We start from the raw sequence: 16244 nt of genomic DNA, 5'->3' as shown, positions 1-16244 counted from the left end.
TCCTGGTTTTCCAACAACAACAGATACTGCTCAAGAGGTTCCTCAGTTTTTCTCGTCGGACTGTCATATCGCCTGCCCCACCGCGACCAATGCATGAACGATCCTCACCAGGAGTCAACTCATGCTATCCCGTCTGCTTGCTTCCGCTGCACTGCTTGTGGCCCTCCCGGTCGCCGCGGCAACGCCCCGGCCGGTGGTTGTCGAACTGTTTACGTCCGAAGGCTGTTCATCCTGTCCACCGGCTGACGCCTATCTGTCGGAGTTAAGTCAGCAGCGAAGCGACATTCTCCCTTTGGCTTTTCATGTCACCTACTGGAACAGCCTCGGATGGAAGGACCCTTTTTCCCTCGATATCGCCACCCAACGTCAGGCGGAATACGGTCGACGTTTCGGCGACGGTTCCTACACGCCTGAAATGGTCGTCGACGGAACAACCGCCTTCGTGGGTTCAGACCGGTCATCCGCTGAGGTAGCGATTCAGAAAGCGAGGGACGCGGATTCAACGTCCGCGCCGTTGTCCGCGGTGCGCAAGGGCAACGCCATTACTGTTTCGGTCGGCGCCGGCTCCGGAAGCGCACAGGTGATTCTGGTTGGTTACGACGCACAGCACGTGACCGCCGTCGGGCGTGGCGAAAACGGGGGGCGAACGCTGAAGGAGTCCAACATCGTTCGCTCGTTCCAACAGATTGGTCAATGGACCGGCAAACCGGCTGTGTTCGACCCCCAGGTACCTGCGGGTGAGAAGACCGCAGTATTGCTCGAGGCACCGGACGGACACATTGTCGGCGCTGCCCGCGTGACAGACGAGCCTTAGCGTGCTCTTCCTCCGTCTCGGGGGGACGCCTTGTGAAAGCCCGATGTTCTTACAATCTTTTCGATGAGGAGCAAGCGATGCCCCGATTCACTCGCGTTGGCGCCTTCCTTGTCCTTGTCGCAACGCTTGTTCTTGCTCCATCGTTCGCAGCTCGTGCGGCGTCGTCCAACTGGTCTGGCGATCAACGGGCCAGTGTGCGCATCATCACAGCAACCAACGGCGTACCAGGCAGCACGCTGCAGATAGGCGTCGAGTTCCGGTATCCGAACGGGTGGCATGGTTACTGGCGCACACCCGGCGATGCCGGCATCGCGCCGATTTTCGACTGGTCTCGGTCCCGGAATGTCGCATCGGCATCCGTGTCCTGGCCAGCGCCGTCCCGCCTCGTTATCTCGGGTCTGCAAAACAGTGTCTATACGGGCGATTTGATTCTGCCGGTGAGCCTCAAGTTAGACCATCCGCACGAGGCGACCCGCATTGCGCTGACTCTCGACTATGCGAGTTGCGCGAATGTCTGCGTGCCTGAACATGCGGAGGTGGCGCTCACATTGCCGCCGGGCATGGACGGACCATCAAGCGAAGCCGCAGATATCGCCGCAGCGGCGCAAAGGGTGCCGCAAACGCCCACAGAGGCCGGAATCGGCGTGGTGCATAGCACACTGGAGCAAACCTCCGCCGGCCGGCGCCTGAAGGTCGATCTACGTAGCGAGGGCACCCCGTTTCGGTCGCCCGACCTGTTCGTCGAAGGAGCCGAGGCCGGTCTGCCCGCAGCGCCGCAGGTACACCTTTCAAACCACGGGCACCGGGCTGCACTGGAAGTCGAACTGCCGCCTGCCGGTGCAGCGAAAGACCCGCTGCGCCTGACCGTGGTGGACGGATCCAGAGCGGCCGAGTTCATGGCCGCACCAGTCATCTCCACGGGAGACGACGATCACGGCATCGTCGTCATTCTGGCCTTGGCGCTGCTTGGCGGCCTGATTCTGAACTTCATGCCATGCGTGTTGCCCGTTCTTTCAATCAAGGTTTTCTCGGTAGCAAAAGCCGCAGGCACCGAACGCAAAACGGCAAGGCGGGTGGCGCTCGCGACGGCCCTGGGAATTGTCACGTCTTTTGGATTGCTTGCAGCCGTGCTGTCAATCCTCAAACTCGCGGGTGCGTCGCTTGGATGGGGCATACAGTTCCAGCAACCGTGGTTCCTCGCAGGCATGGCCGTCGTCACGACATTGTTTGCGGCAAGCTTCTTTGACTGGCTCCCGATCGGTCTTCCGCCAATCCTTTCCGGAGGTGCGAGCGGTGCAACCAATCGGGGGCCGCTTGTCGAGGCGTTCGTCGGCGGCATGCTTTCTACGCTTCTTGCGACACCCTGCTCGGCTCCGCTCGTCGGCACTGTGGTCGGCTTTGCGTTGGCACGTAGCCCGGTCGAGATTACGGCGGTGCTTCTCGCACTTGGGGTAGGAATGGCACTCCCGTTCCTGACATTGGCACTCGCGCCGTCGCTCGCGACGCGGCTTCCGCGCCCCGGCCAGTGGATGATCCAGTTGCGCAAAATCATGGGCCTGCTGCTGCTGACGACTTCGGTCTGGCTGATCGCGTCGTTGTGGAATATCGCGGGTATGGCCGTCGCGTCACTCGTCAGTATCGTGCTTATTGCCATGCTCGCGGTGCGGGCCGTCGTTACCAGATTGGCAAGCCTGCGGACCAACCGATGGTCAGGCGCAACGACTGCGCTCCTTGCGTGTTGCGCCATTGCAATTGCCTCGCTTACCCCTTCCGGCGCAGGAGACCGAAGCGCTCCACCGTCCGAATGGCAAGCGTTCGATCCGAATGCAATCAGCACGCTGGTCGCCAGCGGCAAGACTGTGCTCGTCGACGTAACGGCAAGCTGGTGTCTCACCTGCAAGGTCAATGAGCTGTCTGTTCTGGACACGGCTGCCGTGCGCACCCGGCTCAGACAGGACAATATCGTGCGCATGCGAGCCGACTGGAGCCGGTATAACCCCGGGGTGCTCGCCTACATTCAGGGTTTCGGTCGTTTCGGCATTCCGCTCGACGTCGTATATGGGCCTCGCATGCCACAAGGGCAATTGCTGCCGGAGGTCTTGCAAACTTCGACACTCTTCCGTGCGCTCGACAATGCCACGCCCCCGCAAACGGCGAAGAGCAATTCATCCGCCGGTTGGCATGGCACAATTTCTTCGGACGACGCACATTCCTTCAGATAAGCGCAAGTCAGTACCTCGGTTGGAAACCGCGTCGCCGTCGCAAATAAATACCCTCTTTCGTGTAACCCGAAGCACTTTTTGGACGAATTTAAGGGGCGAGGTCGAACCGGCACAACACGTCGACCGCATAAAAAAATTGGACAATCCGTCGTTTGTAGCGGCTTCCCGTTTGCCCGAAATGTCCCTGAGAAATGCTTCCATTGCGACCATGACTCCAAAAACGATGCTCAGCCTCGCTTCACGTCTCTTCGGACAGGCGGAACCCGCACATAGTGTGGATCGACCGCTTCTTGATAGTCTGCTCGCCCTCGCGTGGGTGGTAGAGGCCCGCGACCCATACACCGGCGGCCATTTGTGGCGAGTCTCCCGTTACGCGAGTCTGCTGGCACGACAGATCGGTCTTTCGGATCGCGATGCGGCGAACGTCTCGGTGGGTGGATTCCTGCATGATCTTGGCAAAATTGCTGTCCCCGATTCGGTCTTGCTCAAAACGGAGCGTTTGACCGATGCGGAGTATGCCGTCATCAAAACGCACCCTGAAGTCGGCAAACGACTGCTTGCGAAGCACCCTTTCGGCGAACGCATTGCGGACGCGGTTTACGCCCATCATGAGCGACCCGACGGCAAAGGTTATCCGTTAGGCATCACTGGCAATGAGATCACCCCCATGGCTGCAATCATCGGCATCTGCGACGCCTTTGACGCCATGACCAGCACACGCCCGTACCGTAAGGCGATGCCGATTGACGATGCCTTTGCTGTCGTACGCGACAATCTCGGCACGCAGTTCAATAGCGAATATGGAGAAATGTTTCTGGAACTGCGTGGGAGCGTCAACCTGTACCACATCGCAGGCCATAGCGATGAAGGAATACCACTCCAGCATTGCCAGACATGCGGTCCAACTGTGGTCGTCAGATCGGATACACCCGAGGATACCGAAGTATTTTGTCCCGCCTGCACAGCAGGCTACCGATTCAAAGGTATGTTCTCCGCCATGCCGCCGACTGGAAACAAGGCGAGTGCCGCCGACCTGGCTCCCTCACCGGACCTGCCGCTCATTGCGCGCGTTACGGGTCAGCTACACACCTTGTCATGACACCGCTTGCCTGGCGAATCATGCGAATGCAGTGGCTGACGCTACCAGCAACGCTGCGACCACGATGTGTTTGACGAATCGCATACGGTTCATGATTAAACCCTTTCGCTTTCTGAACCCCGAGATCGACATGACCACGGATTTAAACTTTGCATGCACGATGTGCGGCGATTGTTGTCACAATCTTCGCCTGCCCCTGAGCGTCAACGAAGCCATACGCTGGTTAGAACGTGGCGGAGATGTCCAGGTGTTTTGCGAAGCGATACCGTGGCCTGTCGAACCATCAACGGACGATGGCCAGGTGCAACACAGGCGAATCCGGTCGTTTGCCGCCGAAAGCGGTGAACTTGCGATCCGTGTGATGGTGACAGTCGTTGCCGCCTTCGACGGCGCCTGCCCGCATCTGCAACCCGATATGCGATGTGGCGGATACGAGGCAAGGCCCAACGTGTGCAGAATCTATCCGGCTGAAGTCAATCCTTTCATCGAACTTATGCCAACACACAAGGCTTGCCCGCCTGAGGCGTGGGCCGTCGACAGGCCCTCATTCATCAAAGGCGGTCGAATCATGGATTCCATCACGGCGGATCTGATCCAGAACTCGCGTGAGGCAGCCGTCGATGATGTTCCTGTGAAGGAGCGTCTGTGTGGAAATGCTGGTTTTCGTACCGCATCTTTGGCCAATGAGGGGTTTGTGACGTACACGCTCCCTCCTCGTGCAATGCTTGATGAGTTATACAGAGCGCTGGATCCTGCCTCGCCTGCTACGCAAGCGGTGCCGTGGCGCATCCTGTCAAATCGACGCACTACCGTAGACACCCTCAATTCGGTGGGCGCTCATTCGGAAATGCACACGGCTCTATTGCCGACCGAGGGGTACATCCCGCTTTTCGAAGCGAACTAGCGTCCGTCCCGTTGGATTCCGAAGGGCAACAAGCGAGTCCTTGTATGTGCGATGCCATGCGCCACAAATTCGAGCGACTTCGCCGCAAGCGGTGGAAACGCCATGTCCGCCCGTGCCGACCGCTCAGTTGATGTTGGGCTCCAGAAGCGCCAGCGCCGGTCGGACAACCCCCTCCAGCAGCGTACGCTCCGGTCTTGTCCGGGCAAGCACCCGTATGCCGAGATGCACCCCCAGCAGTAACCGGGCAAGATCATCAGCAGGCTGCGCACTGGAAATCTCGCCAGTCTGCTGGCCCGCATTCACACAGCGCCGGAAAAACGCTTCGACCTCCACCAGTACGTTTGCGATCGTCGCCTGAAAATCGGCGTCGTGTGGTGCAACCTCAAGCGCCGAATTCACCAGCAGGCATCCCTTACGGTCCCTGTCGCAGACCGACCGCTCGACAATCTCCCGGAAGAATGCCTTGATGGCATCCAACGGAGGCAGGCTTCGCTCAAATCTCGATACCCGGTCACCAAAGCTTCTTTCAATGTAATGTGCTAGTGCTCGTTCAAACAGCGACCGTTTGTCCCCGAACGCGTTGAACAGGCTTGCCCCAGTAATTCCCATACCCTGCGCGAGATCCCGGACCGAAGTAGCTGTATAGCCATAGATCCAAAACTGGTGGGCGGCTGCATCAAGGACCGCATTTTCATCAAATTCCCGTGGTCGAGCCATGTCAACTCCTGCCATCGCGTCACGTTTTGCCGGTCGGCATTGCAACGTCACACTCGTTACGATATTCTAAATCAATTGATCTAAAATGACCTGAGGCGATAGCAAACCTCCCCGGGGGTCCTACGAAAGCCATGGTGCACGCATCAGGCGGTCTGAACGCAACGCACAGTACATGATGATCGACTTCTATTCTCACCCTACGCCCAACCCTGCAAAGGTTGCCCTGATGCTTGCCGGCATGAAAGCCGTGCTTGACGCAGCGGTTCGGGACCACTCTGCTCTTTGACCCGGGAGTCAGTACCGTGTATTCCGCAGAGCAGCGTCTGAAAACATTGTTTGTCGCGGGCCTCGCGGGCAACGCATCCGAATATCGCTCGTTCCTGTCCGAACTGACGCGCCACCTGCGGGGCTATCTTCGCAAGCGGATTCCACAACTCCACGACGACGTCGAGGATCTCGTTCAGGAAATCCTGCTTGCCGTACATAATGCACGTCATACATACCGCCCGAATGAACCTCTCACCGCGTGGGTCCACGCGATCGCGCGTTATAAGCTGATGGATTTCTTCAGGACGCGTGCGCGCCGCGAGTCGCTGCACGAACCGCTTGACGAGCACGACGACATTTTCGCCGAATCCGACGACGAGCCCGCAGATGCCCGTCGTGATATCGGGAAACTACTTGGTCATCTGCCGGACAAACAGAGACTCTCGATCCTGCACGTCAAGTTGGAGGGACTTTCGGTTGCCGAGGCCGCCAAGTTGACAGGGCTATCGGAGTCGGCCGTCAAGGTCAGTATCCATAGGGGACTCAAGGCTCTGGCCGCACACGTCCGGAGAATTGCATGAGAACAGATGATCTTGTCGGGTTGCTTTCGACCGGCATAACACCTGTAAGAAGAGGCACTGCAGCCCGTCGGTTCGGCATCTCACTGCCTATCGCCGCTATTGGCGCAACGGCGTTGATGGCTACTGTGTTTGGCGTTCGCCCCGATCTGGGTGCCGTCGTCAAAACGCCGATCTTCTGGGAAAAGCTCGCGTTACCACTATGCCTCGCATTCGGTGCCCTGATTGCGACCGTTCGGCTGGCGCGCCCCGGCGCCAAGATTGGAGCCGGATGGCCCGTCATGACGACACCGGTGCTAGTCGTCTGGATCGCTGCAATTATGATTGTCGTCACCGCGGCACCAGAAGACCGGCTGCCTGCGATACTCGGGCACTCGTGGCGGTCATGTCCGTTCAATATTCTTCTGCTCGCCGTTCCAGGCTTCATCGCCATATTCCGGGCCGTCAAAGGTTTGGCGCCCACGAGTCTCCGGCTTGCCGGTGCTGCCTCCGGACTGCTCGCGAGTTCGATCGCCACAGTCGCGTACTGCTTGCATTGCCCTGAGATGAGTCCGGCGTTCTGGAGCATCTGGTATATGGCGGGCATGTTGCTCCCAGCCGCGCTCGGGGCGGTGCTCGGTCCCACATTCCTTCGCTGGTGAGCAACGCCCTGACAATGTGCAGTGCACTCCCCTGGTCAAATGGCTGATGTCGACCACCACAGGCAAAAAAAGCAAACTCCCCTGTAACCAGACGTCTGTGACCCACGAATTAGATGACGTATCCATCACGGATACCTTCTAACCTCTGGAGAAATTCGATGTCCACAAAAGCCACGATCGAAGTGCCGGGCGGTGGCCATGGCTCGCTCACGCCGCTAAAGTCCTGAACCGGCCAACGGCTTGATGAACGGGAGCGGCCATGAACGATACCTCAAGGACAACGGCGGTTTGCGAGCCTGGCTGTTCGAGTGGCGTGACACGTCGCGCTCAAGGGCTTGTCGGAACCAGTTTCAAGCATGAACACCTGAGCGCGATTTGCGCGGACGGCCTGAAGGATGGCTTCTTCGAAGTTCACGCCGAGAACTATATGGGCGCCGGTGGTCCACCCCACCGAGCACTTGCTGCGATCCGCGAGGCCTATCCGCTCTCCGTTCACGGCGTATGCATGTCGATCGGCGGACCTGGAGCACTTGACCTCACGCATCTCGCGCGCTTTCGCGACCTGGTGACGCGCTACGAGCCCATGCTGGTGTCTGAGCACCTCGCGTGGTCGTCACACGGCGGCACATTCTTCAACGATCTCCTGCCGTTGCCGTACACGAAAGCAACGCTCGAGCACGTGTGCGAACACATCGGCCAGGTCCAGGACGCGATCAAACGTCCCCTCCTTCTTGAGAACCCGTCGACCTATGTCGCGTTCGCGTCCTCGACATTGAGCGAAACCGAATTCATCCGCGCAGTCGTTCAACACACCGGTTGCGGCCTGTTGCTGGACCTCAATAACGTGTTCGTTTCCGCGACCAATCACGGCTTTTCCGCCGAGGCGTATCTTGACGGATTACCGCTTGAACAGGTGGGCGAAATACACCTGGCCGGACATAGCGAGCAGCGCGACGACGAAAACGAACTGCTGCTCATCGATAGCCACGACTGCGCCATTTCCGATCCCGTCTGGCGTCTCTATCGGGATCTCCTTGCGCGAATCGGCCCAAGGCCCACGCTGATCGAATGGGATAGCAACCTTCCCGCATGGCCTGCGTTGCGGGCTCAGGCGCTATCCGCGCGGCACATCATGGCTGAAGAAGGCGTATCAGTAGCTGAGGAGGCCAGCCATGCGGCCTGAAAATCCTTCGGGCGGCCACGCCACCGCGTTTGCACTGGGTTTGACGGACCCATCGATCACCGCGCCTGAAGACGTCATCGCCGCGCCTGGCAAGCGTGTGGTCAAGCGCTACAACGTTTATCGCAACAATGTCACGGTCAGCCTCATCGATGCGCTGGCAGCGGTCTATCCTGCTATCCAGCGCATCACCGGCGCCGACTTCTTCAGGGCGATGGCCCGTTTCCATCTCCGCGCGACGCCTCCCACTTCGCCGCTGCTGTTCGAGTACGGACGGGACTTTCCTGCGTTCATCGAATCCTACGAATATGCACGCGAGATGCCCTGGCTTGCGGATACCGCGCGCATCGAGCGGGCGTGGCTGGATGCCTATCACGCAGCCGACCTGCCTGTGCTTGCTGCCGAGGCGTTAGCCGGGATCGAACCGGCGTCTCTCGCCGAAGTCCGCTTCACGCCACACCCCGCCGCGCGAGTGGTGCGATCACGCTATCCCGCCGTGGCCATCTTTGCGATGAACCGGAACGATGGTCCCGTTACGCCGCTCCGCTCAAGCGAAGCGGAGGACGCACTCGTGACACGACCCGAACATGAGGTTTTGGTATCGCGCCTGCCGGCTGGCGGTGCGGCCTTCCTGACCCATCTTCTCGAAGGCGCATCACTGGGCGAAGCGGTCGCGGCGGCGTTTCAGGAGGCGCCCTCCTTCGACATCCAGGCCAACCTGGCAGGGATGCTTTCAGCCGGCGTATTTAACGGCATTCAACACGGAGATTGACCAGGATGTCGGACCCACAGAACATGAAACTGTCCTTTCCGGCCGTACTCGTATCTGCGATCGGCACGGCGAAGCGACTGATCCAGACGCTCGCGCAACCGCGGCTTGCTCAGCTCGTGCTGCGGCCTGCGCTGGCGGTGTCGTTCTGGAAATCGGGCATTCTGAAATGGCACGGCTTCCTCCTGCTCAACGATACGGCTATCGACCCGTTCACGCAGGAGTTTCAGTTGCATCTCCCGGACTGAGAGCGTACCCGACAGCCGGTGCCCGTATTGCATCGCGTATCCGCTTTCAAAACGTTGGGACGTTTTCCGTCGGGCAACATGAGAACTTCAGATCTGATACTAAGGTTAACTAAAAATTTGACACCAATCGAGTCGAATTTTGCTTCGAGGCGGCTCAATCGTGCGCTTAGTGTTGGCATGACCAGCAGCACGGCTTTGCTGGTGGTACTTTACGGCATCCGCAGCGACATGCCGGAATTGATACTGACGACGATGTTCTGGGTACGACTCGCGTTTCCGGTAACGACACTCATCGCTGCATTGAACCTCGCCGGACGTCTTGGACGGCCCGGTGCACCCGTCAGGCTGGCATGGTTAGCGGTCACACTACCATTCATTATCATGTTGCTCGTTGCCACGTTCATGGTATTCGCGACCCCACCAGGATATCGCCTGCAACTGATGTTAGGTACAACATGGAGAGTCACCACAGCGAATATTGTTCTGCTCTCTCTACCATCGCTTGCCGCAGTGATGCACGCCTTGAAGGGACTCGCTCCCATCCGCCTGATATTGGCAGGCACAGGCGCCGGACTGCTCGCTGGCGCGCAAGGTCTGCTTGTATATTCGCTTTACTGTTCAGAGATGTCGGTACCGTTCTGGGGTGTCTGGTACGTACTGGGCATCAGCATAACCGCCGGTATCGGTGCCCTAACTGGTCCGCTCTATTTGAGGTGGTAGTCCGGGAAGAGCACCAGGAGAAATCACGTCGCAGGAAAGCAGCTTTCCTGATCAATACAGGTTGTACGTGTTGATTCGACGCTGAGTCAACAGTTGCAACCCACATGCGAAGGAAACGTCGTGAAAACTATTGGCAATCTCAGGATAGGCGTTCGCCTTGGAATTGGATTTGGCGTGACGCTCGTTTTGCTATGTCTTGTAGGCGCTCTAGGCCTCGCCCAGACTTCCCGCATTTATTCAGGCACGCAAGATCTTGCAACAAATCTGCTTCCCAGTGTCCAGCGTCTGGGCAATATACGGGCGCTGGCTGATGAGGCGCGCCAGGCTTCCTTAAGTTACCTGATTGCAACCAGCTCTTCGGAACGTCAGTTTCAGCGCTCGAAACACGACGCAGCGCTGAATGAGCTATTGCGGGTGTGGCCACAGTACGAGGCGGTAGTCGGCTCTGCTGAAGAACTGCAATTGTCGAACCAGATCAAGACAGCATGGAGCACCTATCTCTCGCTGGACAAACGGCTGAACGAGCTTGCCGACAGCGGAGATGAGCATTTCAGTGACGCCCGGTCTTTCGCTGGGGGTGAGTCTTTGCGCGCATTCACCAAAGTCACTGACCTCATTGCGCAGGACATCTCCCTGAATAGCCAGGGAGCGGACGACTCCAGTACCGAGGCAGCGACCGCCTTTCACAGCGCCTTGCTGCTTACGTGCGTGCTGATCGGAATAGCCATCGCGTTGAGCCTGATTGTTGCGTTCATCATCACTCGCTCCATCACGGCTCCAATCCGTATGTCCGTGAAGATTGCCCAAACGGTCGCACAAGGCGACCTCACCTCGAAAATCGAAGTACGCGGCAAGGACGAAACGAGCCAGCTACTGCGAGCGCTCAAACACATGAATGAGAGACTCGCGGAACTGGTTGGACAGGTACGATCCGGCAGCGAGACCATTGCCACGGGCGCTGCGCAGATCGCAGCAGGTAATACCGATCTGAGCCAGCGCACGGAAGAACAGGCTGCGTCGATTGAGGAAACCGCTGCGAGCATGGAGGAGCTGACTTCCACCGTCAGGCAAAACACGGAAAGTGCCCGGCAAGGCAGCACGCTTGCGGCCAACGCGTCCGATATCGCGCAGCGTGGCGGCAATGTTGTAGGACGGGTGATCGAAACCATGCATGCGATATCGGAAAGTTCGGCCAAGGTGAGCGAGATCATCGCCGTGATCGAAGGCATCGCTTTCCAAACCAATATTCTCGCGCTCAACGCGGCAGTCGAGGCGGCACGTGCGGGCGATCAGGGGCGCGGTTTTGCCGTTGTCGCGGCAGAAGTACGGACCCTTGCGCAACGAAGTGCCAGCGCCGCGAAAGAGATTAAAGGACTCATCACACACTCGGTCGACCGCGTAAAAGCTGGTTCAGATCTGGTGAACGAAGCAGGCATGACCATGGGGGAGGTAGTCCAGGCGGTCAAGCGCGTCGCCGACCTGATGGAAGAGATTACGACAGCCTCGCTCGAACAGCATACTGGTATCGAACAGGTCAACACCGCCGTTGCGCAGATGGACCAGGTGACGCAGCAAAACGCCGCATTGGTTGAAGAAGCCTCGGCCGCAGCACAATCGATGTCAGCACAATCCGGCACGCTGCGCGAGGTCGTGTCAATTTTCAAGCTGGCAGTCGATCCTTCGAAGACCGCCCCTGCGACGCCTCGAGCTGAAGCTGCTGCTGTACAACCATTCAAACCAGGCCAGAAACGAAAGGCAGCGGAAACGCCTGCCATTCGCGACGCGGCGGAACCGCACACGGAATGGGCTTCGCTTTAGCCGACGTTTGCTATTTACGCCGGACCCGCGCGACGGCACGCCTGCCGTCGCGGCGTTTGTGCCAGCGAAATCATCGAACGTCTTCGACACAATCTGGATAGTCGGCAAAAGATATTGGAATTACCCGGAAGCCTTGACTGGCGGAAGGCAGCAGATTCCAACAGTTGACCGAAAAGCTGCGCCAGGTTTGGCTCCCACATCTCCGAGCCATGCCCTACCCATCATCCTACCCACACAACGAAATCACCCGCCCAAAAGACCCGAAAAATCCCCGCAGACTGCTTCCGACGCGGTCCTTGCGAGTGGGCGTCAAGAGCTCAGTCAATTTTCCCGCCAGACCGGCCATACCAGCTGGCCGCCGTGCTGTCAGGCTTTCTGCGACATCATGAGCACCGGTACCGAATTCTTATTCCAGCAACTAATCGACTGCCACCGGCACACGCACAACCCGCATGTTATTTCGCGGTGGCGGTTCGAGTGAATGAGGTATGAGACGGTTTCGCGATACAAAATCGTTGATTTAACAGACATGCCTTCGCGCTTAGTCCGTCCCGTTCCTGCGTCCAGTGGCAAGCTCGAGCGAGTCGAGCAGCACTTCTTCCTCAAACGGCTTGCGCAGGAAACTGACCGCCCCATGTTGCATGGCTCGTTGAACGATGTCGTCGTCGCCATGCGCCGACATGAATACCACAGGAATGCGCCTGTGTTCCGCGTTCAATTGACGCTGCACTTCGAGGCCCTGCATGCCCTGCATTCTGACGTCCAGCAACACACACAACGCATCGTCAATCACCCGAGAAGCAAGGAATTCCTCTCCCGATGAAAACGTCACAGTCGTATAGCCCGCTGACTTAAGCAGGTTTCCGACACCACTTCTTACCGAGGCGTCATCGTCGACGATGCAAACAAAGCTCATAGCTGCCAATACTCCAATTGCGCCGACCTCGTTACAGAGAAAAATATCCGGCGCGATATTTATTGCTTCGGGATGCTCATCGTGCCCGGCGCATCACTTCCCACATTCTGGCCAGATCGATGAGCGTCTTTGCCTGCATCTTGCTCATCACGCGCCGTTTGTGAACCTTCACCGTCACCTCCTGTGTGCCCAATTCGTGCGCCATCTGCTTGATCATCCTGCCTTCCACTGCAAGTTCGAACACATCCATTTCGCGCGGCGTGAGCAACGCCGCACGTCGCAGTACATCGGCGTTGAAGGCACGCTCGGCAAGGTTCGCCTCGTCCTGAGCGAGCGCTCGCCTGACGGCCTCGAGCAGTTCGTCGTCGTCGACTGGCTTGGTGAGAAACTCATGCGCACCCGCCTTGATTGCTCGCACGGACATCGGGATCGATCCGTAGCCGGTCAGGAAAATCACGGGTACCTGAATACCCTTCTGCGCGAGCTGGTTTTGCACGTCGAAGCCATTCGTGGTCTTCAGGTTCATATCCAGCAGGATGCACGTCGGCACGCCCGGTAATTCTTGCGAAAGCACTTCCGTGGCTGACGCGAAACCCTGCGCGTTGAAACCCGCCGATCGCAACAGGCGCGCAAGCGCTTCCCGCACCATTTCTTCGTCGTCAATCACATACACCATCGGTTCGAGTTCCGAAGGAACAGGCATTCCAGATTCCAGAAAATTGGAGATTTGAGTGCCGTCATGGTACATGAGACCCAACATCGAACGCTCCTTTCCAGACCGCGGCCCACACTGCGCTCAGCGCGCCGCGACGGCATCCATTGCAAGCGGGCCGCCGAGCGACGCCGCGCTGAAAACCCGCCCATACAGCTGCTCGTCAGCGGACGCCAGACAGGTCGCTTTTCTTGCCAGCATTTCGTCCGCCTCGTCCGATTCGTACAGCTTGAGCAGCGCATATTCACGCGTGGTTTCCAACAGGAAGTATTCCTTGATCTTACTGTCGAAGGTCGTCAGGAGAAAACACTTCGAGGCAAGGCCCACGATTGCCGCCGTCACGTCGTTGCGCGACAGCCGCCCGCACGCCGCCACGGCACAGGCGGCCTCCAGCGTAAATCGCGCGGAGAAAACGCCTAGCCTGTGGAGCACCACGCGCTCCGTCGTGTTGAGAAGCTGGTAGCTCCAGTCAAGCGTAGCCTCCAGCGTCTGTTGCCGCGCCGGCGCAGTCCGGCGGCCACCTGTCAGCGCCTGGAAGCGGTCGTCCAGCTCGGACACCAGCTTGCGAATGCCGAAGACCGCGGCCCGGGCCGCCGCCAGTTCGAGCGCGAGCGGCACGCCGTCGAGCCGGCGGCAGATCGTCGCGACCATTTCCAGACCGCTCCGGTCGACTTCGACCGCCGTATTGAGCCCGCTCATCTGTGCCAGGAACATCTTGACCGAACTACAGGCAAGAATGGCCTGCGAGTTGGCGTCTGCGTCGGGCGTATCGAGCGGCGCAACCCAATAGAATTTTTCATCCCGGGTCCGTAGCGGCTCACGGCTCGTCGCCAGAATGCGCAGGTCCGCGCAAGCCTCGACGAGCCGCTCGCAAATAGTTGCCGCCGACTCGATCACATGCTCGCAGTTGTCCAAAACGACCAATAGCTTGCGGCCGCGAATCGCGGCGACGATCGAGTGCAGCGTGATCTCGCCCTCCGCGCACGCCATGCCCAGACCTTTGGCCACCGTGCTGACGACGCTCTGGGCGTTGTCCACCGAGGACAGCGTGATAAAGCAGGCTTCCATGTCCGACACGGCTGCAATCGACCTCGCGACCGCGATGCCGAGCTGCGTCTTGCCGATGCCGCCCGGGCCGAGCAAGGTAACGATCGGCGTTCCCTTCAGCGCGCGGGTGATTTCAGCAATCGCCTCATCGCGTCCGATCAAAGGCGTATGGCAAACCGGCAAGCGCGCGAGGCGCGGCATACCGCCTTGCACGGCAGAAGCGCTAGCGGGCGAGCTGACCGGATCATACGTCTCGGCTGGCATGGTCAGCCGGTAGCCGCGACCGGAGATCGTTCGAATCACCTGACTGTCGCCCCCGAAAATCTTCCTGAGCGCCGACAGCTGGACGTGAATATTGTTTTCCTCTACGACCGAGTTCGGCCACACATGCCGAAGAATCTCGTCTTTCGTGACCGTTCTCCCCTCTGCACGGATCAGCAGTTCGAGGATATCGAATGCACGCGAGCCGAGCTGGAGCACGCGATCCTCCAGGTACACCTCGCGCATTTCCAGCGACACTGTTAGTCGACCGATCGTTATCATGCTGCTCTCACGCCTGGTTGATTAGCGGGACGGGCACGTTTGAAGACTTCACCCATTGCACCAACGCGGCCGGTGCGGAGGCTTGCGTCGTTAGACCCATACTAGTTGGGAATATCATCCGAGCATATTATCCATAGGGATACGGTGGGCGCCCCTGCGGTTGCCTTGCCCGACCCACTTCCGTGCGACCGGCAAACGCCGGCGCCCGTCTCCGGCAGAGCCACCCTACAGGCCACATGCTGGACATCACACCTTGGTATGACTCCGTCATACGTCCAGCTGGATGCCCCTCAGGGCGGCGCACCCGCGGCCGCCGCCCTTGCGCGGCGAGGCTGCCACTTCAATGCGTGCAGGCCGCGGAGGGCCGAAACAGCCGCATATCGGCGTGGCTAAACTACGCACGCTACGTTGGGAACCTGGCGTGCGCGGCTACTACAGGAAAATCGAAGACTGGAAGAACTGGACGTGACGCCGCCTCGGCGGCGCCTGGCGGATCACGCTTCGTCGGGATAGATGCCGGCCGAGACGAGACAAACAAAGGCCGTCGCCTTCAAGACACACTCCATCGAAGACAGCACGAACCCCAACGGGAACACCCGATATTCGGCAGGCAACGCGAACGCCACCGCCATCAGGCCGATCGTGCAAAGAAACGTGAAGGCGATGCGCGCCACCCGGCTGCCGGCCAGAACAAAGCCCACCAGCGCGACCCACAGCAGCTTTGCCGTGACGCAGGCCAGTGCGTTGCGGGCGGACGTGCTGACCCAGATTTCAAACGGCAACTCGATGAGCGACCAGACGGCGCTCGCAATGACCACCCGGCGCGTCCATCGTCCAAGGACCGCGGGTTCGGCGGGCGCCCGAGCGGTCGCGCGCCAGTCCGGCAGGTCGAGCCCGTCGGCGTCACGCAGAAGCCTTGCATCGCTGCCGTTGATGTCATGGGTCGAATTGTCCAGATATCGCATAGTGGTTGCTCCGGTGAACTCAGGTATCGGCGCGGGACAGACCGCGAGGAACGCGGCGCCCCCCGCGTCGACTTCACGCGGCCC

General features: G+C 59.2%; 15 protein-coding genes and 1 pseudogene. 11 read left to right on the top strand and 5 right to left on the bottom strand.

Going from position 1 to position 16244, the window contains the following annotated elements; translation table 11 throughout:
• Positions 1-121: 121 nt before the first annotated feature.
• The 4 genes from BLQ92_RS05250 to BLQ92_RS05235 all read left to right on the top strand — a co-directional run bounded on the left by BLQ92_RS05250 (position 122) and on the right by BLQ92_RS05235 (position 5039).
• Entirely contained in the window at positions 122-814 is a 693-nt protein-coding gene (locus BLQ92_RS05250) for a DUF1223 domain-containing protein (protein WP_090682313.1), read from the top strand.
• A gap of 32 nt (positions 815-846) precedes the next feature.
• On the top strand, positions 847-3036 hold the full coding sequence (locus BLQ92_RS05245) for a protein-disulfide reductase DsbD family protein (protein WP_218133028.1): 2190 nt from the start codon (positions 847-849) through the stop codon (positions 3034-3036).
• Complete coding sequence (locus BLQ92_RS05240) at positions 2996-4135, top strand: HD-GYP domain-containing protein (RefSeq protein ID WP_244896621.1); 1140 nt, start codon at positions 2996-2998, stop codon at positions 4133-4135. The genes BLQ92_RS05245 and BLQ92_RS05240 overlap by 41 nt, the downstream gene beginning before the upstream one ends.
• Positions 4136-4226: 91 nt before the next feature.
• Positions 4227-5039 carry a YkgJ family cysteine cluster protein gene (locus BLQ92_RS05235; protein WP_244106098.1) on the top strand — a complete coding sequence of 271 codons (813 nt, stop codon included), beginning with the start codon at positions 4227-4229 and terminating at the stop codon, positions 5037-5039.
• A gap of 123 nt (positions 5040-5162) precedes the next feature.
• On the opposite strand, the gene BLQ92_RS05230 is transcribed toward BLQ92_RS05235, so the two are convergent.
• Positions 5163-5756, bottom strand: a complete 594-nt coding sequence (locus tag BLQ92_RS05230; protein WP_090682308.1) for a TetR/AcrR family transcriptional regulator — start codon at positions 5754-5756, stop codon at positions 5163-5165.
• A 302-nt stretch (positions 5757-6058) separates the two neighbouring features.
• Between BLQ92_RS05230 and BLQ92_RS05225 the strand changes: the two genes are divergently transcribed.
• The 7 genes and pseudogenes from BLQ92_RS05225 to BLQ92_RS05195 all read left to right on the top strand — a co-directional run bounded on the left by BLQ92_RS05225 (position 6059) and on the right by BLQ92_RS05195 (position 11977).
• Entirely contained in the window at positions 6059-6604 is a 546-nt protein-coding gene (locus BLQ92_RS05225) for a sigma-70 family RNA polymerase sigma factor (protein WP_090682943.1), read from the top strand.
• Entirely contained in the window at positions 6601-7242 is a 642-nt protein-coding gene (locus tag BLQ92_RS05220) for a DUF1109 domain-containing protein (protein WP_090682306.1), read from the top strand. The genes BLQ92_RS05225 and BLQ92_RS05220 overlap by 4 nt, the downstream gene beginning before the upstream one ends.
• Positions 7243-7501: 259 nt before the next feature.
• Positions 7502-8425 (top strand): MNIO family bufferin maturase, encoded by a 924-nt coding sequence (gene bufB, locus BLQ92_RS05215; RefSeq protein WP_090682305.1) that lies wholly within the window; start codon positions 7502-7504, stop codon positions 8423-8425.
• Positions 8415-9194 (top strand): HvfC/BufC N-terminal domain-containing protein, encoded by a 780-nt coding sequence (locus tag BLQ92_RS05210; protein ID WP_090682303.1) that lies wholly within the window; start codon positions 8415-8417, stop codon positions 9192-9194. Before bufB ends, BLQ92_RS05210 begins: the two co-directional genes overlap by 11 nt.
• A 23-nt stretch (positions 9195-9217) precedes the next feature.
• A pseudogene (locus BLQ92_RS05205) lies at positions 9218-9433 on the top strand (hypothetical protein); the annotation flags it as partial.
• Positions 9434-9517: 84 nt separating this feature from the next.
• Positions 9518-10159 (top strand): DUF1109 domain-containing protein, encoded by a 642-nt coding sequence (locus BLQ92_RS05200; protein ID WP_090682302.1) that lies wholly within the window; start codon positions 9518-9520, stop codon positions 10157-10159.
• A gap of 120 nt (positions 10160-10279) precedes the next feature.
• Complete coding sequence (locus BLQ92_RS05195) at positions 10280-11977, top strand: methyl-accepting chemotaxis protein (protein WP_090682300.1); 1698 nt, start codon at positions 10280-10282, stop codon at positions 11975-11977.
• A 541-nt stretch (positions 11978-12518) separates the two neighbouring features.
• On the opposite strand, the gene BLQ92_RS05190 is transcribed toward BLQ92_RS05195, so the two are convergent.
• From BLQ92_RS05190 to BLQ92_RS05175, 4 genes are all read right to left on the bottom strand, one after another.
• Positions 12519-12893: a response regulator transcription factor gene (locus BLQ92_RS05190; RefSeq protein WP_090682299.1), complete on the bottom strand. Its 375-nt coding sequence runs from the start codon at positions 12891-12893 to the stop codon at positions 12519-12521.
• Positions 12894-12969: 76 nt separating this feature from the next.
• Positions 12970-13596: a response regulator transcription factor gene (locus tag BLQ92_RS05185; RefSeq protein WP_090682941.1), complete on the bottom strand. Its 627-nt coding sequence runs from the start codon at positions 13594-13596 to the stop codon at positions 12970-12972.
• Between the two features lie 93 nt (positions 13597-13689).
• Positions 13690-15195, bottom strand: coding sequence for an ATP-binding protein (locus BLQ92_RS05180; protein ID WP_090682297.1), 1506 nt, complete (start codon positions 15193-15195; stop codon positions 13690-13692).
• Between the two features lie 494 nt (positions 15196-15689).
• Positions 15690-16160 carry a hypothetical protein gene (locus BLQ92_RS05175; protein ID WP_090682296.1) on the bottom strand — a complete coding sequence of 157 codons (471 nt, stop codon included), beginning with the start codon at positions 16158-16160 and terminating at the stop codon, positions 15690-15692.
• Positions 16161-16244 lie beyond the last annotated feature (84 nt).

This window comes from Paraburkholderia phenazinium (assembly GCF_900100735.1).
Classification (GTDB): domain Bacteria; phylum Pseudomonadota; class Gammaproteobacteria; order Burkholderiales; family Burkholderiaceae; genus Paraburkholderia; species Paraburkholderia phenazinia.
This window is presented reverse-complemented; position numbering and strand designations above follow the sequence as displayed.